The sequence below is a fragment of the uncultured Neisseria sp. genome (genome assembly GCF_951230505.1).
Taxonomy (GTDB): Bacteria; Pseudomonadota; Gammaproteobacteria; order Burkholderiales; family Neisseriaceae; genus Neisseria.
Map to the genome: position 1 here is coordinate 1 of NZ_CATNVN010000168.1, position 3,876 is coordinate 3,876.

The 3,876-nt window shown below is 44.7% G+C and carries 6 protein-coding genes; 3 read left to right on the forward strand and 3 right to left on the reverse strand.

Translation table 11 applies throughout. The features are described from left to right. Together Q1M25_RS08740 and Q1M25_RS08745 are read left to right on the forward strand one after the other, a co-directional pair. On the forward strand, window positions 1-273 hold a 273-nt coding region (locus Q1M25_RS08740; protein WP_300483898.1), incomplete at its 5' end, for a zinc finger domain-containing protein. Window positions 274-578: 305 nt separating this feature from the next. Continuing rightward, complete coding sequence (locus Q1M25_RS08745; protein ID WP_150537880.1) at window positions 579-953, forward strand: DUF5071 domain-containing protein; 375 nt, start codon at window positions 579-581, stop codon at window positions 951-953. 207 nt (window positions 954-1,160) lie between these two features. Here Q1M25_RS08745 and Q1M25_RS08750 read toward each other — a convergent pair whose 3' ends face one another. The 3 genes from Q1M25_RS08750 to Q1M25_RS08760 form a co-directional block, all read right to left on the reverse strand. Next, entirely contained in the window at window positions 1,161-1,553 is a 393-nt protein-coding gene (locus Q1M25_RS08750; protein ID WP_300483899.1) for an MliC family protein, read from the reverse strand. 241 nt (window positions 1,554-1,794) lie between these two features. Then, window positions 1,795-1,920: a type B 50S ribosomal protein L36 gene (ykgO, locus tag Q1M25_RS08755; protein WP_003685279.1), complete on the reverse strand. Its 126-nt coding sequence runs from the start codon at window positions 1,918-1,920 to the stop codon at window positions 1,795-1,797. Beyond that, window positions 1,920-2,195: a type B 50S ribosomal protein L31 gene (locus tag Q1M25_RS08760; RefSeq protein ID WP_049328620.1), complete on the reverse strand. Its 276-nt coding sequence runs from the start codon at window positions 2,193-2,195 to the stop codon at window positions 1,920-1,922. Before Q1M25_RS08760 ends, ykgO begins: the two co-directional genes overlap by 1 nt. Before the next feature lie 171 nt (window positions 2,196-2,366). On the opposite strand from Q1M25_RS08760, the gene Q1M25_RS08765 reads away from it, so the two are divergent. After that, the gene (locus Q1M25_RS08765) at window positions 2,367-3,863 is read left to right on the forward strand and encodes a TrkH family potassium uptake protein (protein ID WP_300483902.1); all 1,497 of its coding nucleotides are present in this window, start codon (window positions 2,367-2,369) and stop codon (window positions 3,861-3,863) included. The last annotated feature ends 13 nt before the right edge of the window (window positions 3,864-3,876 follow it).

Here is a 3,876-nt window from a genome sequence, read left to right on the forward strand (position 1 = left end):
TTGCAAGCCGAAACCGAAATTACGGCTCCGGAAGAAATTGCCGACTATCTGAACATTTTGGGCGAAGAATTGCGTTTTGCTTTGCTGGTGTCTAAAGCTGAAGTGAAAGTAGGTAATGAACTTGCTGTAACCGCTAAAGCCAGCGATGGTGAAAAATGCGAACGCTGCTGGCACTATACCCACGATGTAGGCGTAGTTGCAGGCCATGAAACCATCTGTAAACGTTGTGCCGACAACGTTGATGGCAAAGGCGAAGACAGACATTACGCTTAATTGTTTGGTCTAAGATAAAGGCCGTCTGAAAACTTTGGTAATAGGTTTTCAGACGGCCTTTGTTTATTGAATCTGTTTCGTGGAGCAAATAGATTTTGAAGGGTAATTGGGATTTGTGATTTAGGTAAAATACAGGATAGGGTTTCAAGTTATTGTGGGATAGGAGTTTAATTGCACAAAATAACTCTTACTTCAGAGAAAATTTGTTGAGGATATAGGAATGACGAATAATCATTTGTCTAGAATTGAGATCAATCATTACAATTCTGTATTCGTAAGTCTTTAATAAAACAATGAGGTATTATATGTGCCCTAAAGATAAGTTTGACATTAAGGCTTGCAAAAAAATTAAGGACTGCAACGATGAGGAATTAATTGAGATGGGGGAGTGGCTCTCTGGATGGTTGGGAGATGCGAACTTTCCTGTTTTTAGTGAAATTGTCGAAATCTTTGTAGAACGACAAGATATATTACTTCCATTCGTTTCAAATATTTTTTACTCAAATGATAGTATATGCATTTATTGGGTTTTACTTGAACTCTATCCAAAATTATCCTATCAAAACCAAGTAGCCTTAGCCATTGATTTGGAACATTGTCTTCATAATATTTCAGAAAAATTAATTTTGGATGAAGATGATGAAAACCTTAAAGAAATCTTGGAAAAAGTTTTAAATTAAGTTGGATACATATTTAATGATTTTGAAATAATGTATTGTCGTAGAAGGCACCTTTCAAAGGGTATTACTTATTCGATGTGTTTTGAACCTTCAAATAGCCTCATATTTACATTTTATCTTTAAACGGACTTTCGTTTTATCCAATATAAAAGGCCGTCTGAAACAAGTTTTCAGACGGCCTTTAGCTATTCTATCGCTAAGTAGAAATTAGCGGGCAGAGCAAGAAGTTTCTACTTTGTTGCCGTATGGGTCAGTGAAGCCGAAGAATGCTTCGCTGCCTTTTTGATGCCATTCAGCGCCTTTGCCGAACAGGCCTTGGTTGGCAACATAGCGTTCGCCTGAACCTGCAACGGCAGAAGAAAGGGTGGCAACTTTGTCGTCCAGACGCAGTTCAACTTGGTTGGTGCTCAGGTTGCGGACTTGTACAGACAGGCCGTTTTCGCAGCTGAATGATTGAACACGGGCATCATGATCGTGTGCACGTCCGTGGTCATGATTGTGCTCATGACGTTGACCATGGTCATGGCGATAGGCTTCAGGTGCGGCGCAGGCAGCGAGGCTCATGGCGGCGGCAATTGCAAGCAGGGCTTTTACTTTCATTTTTGACTCCTATGGTCAGTGTTGAAGGAAGAATGTAGCGGCATGTTATAAATATCTTTATGGCTTCACAATAGGGATAACCATTATTTACTTTTTCTTCCTGTTTCCGGGAGTATGGCAGGATTTTTTGTAGTTTTGATATGAATGATTAATGCCGTTTGAAAAAAAGCCGCACTTGCGCTAGAGGTAAACGAAAGTGCGGAAAATTCAGAGAGTTACATTGAAATATGGGTTGGGCTGCTTAACGCTGGCGTGCTTTAAAGCGGGGGTTGCTCTTGCAAATGACGTACACTTTGCCTTTTCGGCGGACAATTTGGCAGTCGCGGTGTCGTTTTTTTGCAGTTTTTAGGGATGAGAGGACTTGCATCATTTATCCTTTCTGAAGGAAGACATCATGGATTGGTAACGTTGGTTGAACTTGCTGGCGCGGCCTTCGATATTGACATTGCGTTGTTTGCCTGTGTACACCGGGTGGGACGCGGAAGAAGTATCAAGCGAAAAGAGGGGATACTCTACTCCGTCCTTCCAAACCATGGTTTTTCCGTGGGTATTGGCGCATGAACGGATGAGCCATCCTTGGTCTGCGCCGCTGTCGTAAAACAGGACGGTGCGATAGTTGTCTGGGTGGATATCGGGTTTCATTTCTTTCTCCAGTGAGTGTTATGGTATAACATTATACTCTAAGAAAAAGAGCAGGCAAGTGTTTTTTGTTTTTCTTTATCACGGGATTGCGGCATTTTGATAAAATATGCGGTTTCAGACGGCCTTTTTTCATGAGGCCGTCTGAATATTTTGTTTTCTGATGATAGGAATATGATGTATCTGCATAAGGGTTTCAGATTGGGCAGTGCGGTAAGCAAGGTGATGCCGATTGTCCATGTATTGTCCAAGCTGGGGCTGTTGTTTTCACTGCTGTTGGCCGTGCCGACACTGATGTCGTATTTTTATCACGACAGCGCGTTTCTCGTGTTTGCCTATACGGCTTTGACGGTATTGCTGGTGTCGTGCGTTACTTGGGTGCTGACTTTGCGTTTCAACCGTGAGTTGCGGCCGCGTGACGGATTTACCCTGGTATTGATGCTATGGCTGGCCTTTGCCGTCGTGGCGGCGATGCCGATTTATTTCTATATGCCGTCCATGAGTTTTACCGATGCGTTTTTTGAGGCGATGTCGGGGCTGACGACAACGGGGGCAACAGTGATTTCTGGTTTGGATACGTTGGCACCGTCGGTAAACTTTTGGCGACACATGCTCAACTGGCTTGGCGGTATGGGTATTATCGTACTGGCTGTGGCGATTTTGCCGATGTTGGGCGTGGGGGGCACGCAGCTCTTCAAAGCGGAAATTCCGGGTATGGATAAAGAAAGTAAGATGGCGCCCCGCATTTCGCAAGTGGCCAAACGGCTATGGTTTGCCTATGCGCTGACAACTGCTGCGGCTTTTGTATCCTTGCATATTGCCGGTATGGGTTGGTTTGATGCCTTGTGCCATGCGATGTCGGCAGTGGCCTTGGGCGGTTTTTCGACACATGATGACAGCGTTGCCTATTTTGATTCTGTGGCAGTCGAATGGACGTTGATGTTTTTTACTGTCTGGGGCGGTATCAATTTTGCCAGCCATTTTACTGCGCTGGGCAACCGCTCTTGGCGGGTGTATTGGAAGGATGAAGAATGCCGCACCATGCTGCTGGTTTTGTCGGGCAGTATTTTGATTTCGGCATTGTATCTGTGGCAGCAGGACGTGTACCAAAGCCTTGGCGAAGCTTTGCGTTTTGTCAGCTTCAACTTTGTGTCTATAGGATTGGCCAGCGGTTTCTCCAATACCGACTTTGCACAATGGCCGCTGATTGTGTCGTTATGGATGTTTTTCCTGTCGAACGTCTTGGCAAGCTCAGGCTCTATGGGTGGCGGTATTAAAAACGTGCGTGCATTGGTGTTGTTCAAATTCAGCTTGCGCGAGATGTTGATTTTGCTGCACCCGCGTGCGGTTCGTACGGTAAAGGTCAACAACCGTTCTATTCCGGATCGTATGGCGCTGACCGTTATGTCGTTCATTTTTATTTACTTTATGACGGTCATCGTATTCAGCTTTTTACTGATGGCCGCAGGCTTGGACTTTTTATCCGCCTTCACGGCAGTCATTGCCTGTATTACCAATGCAGGGCCGGGCTTGGGTGCAGTCGGTCCGTCGCATAATTATGCTGCGCTGAGCGATGTGCAGAAATGGCTGTGTACGGCTGTGATGTTGTTGGGACGTTTGGAGATTTTTACTGTTTTAATTTTGTTTACTCCGGCGTATTGGAAGAAATAAGTGTGAGAAAAAG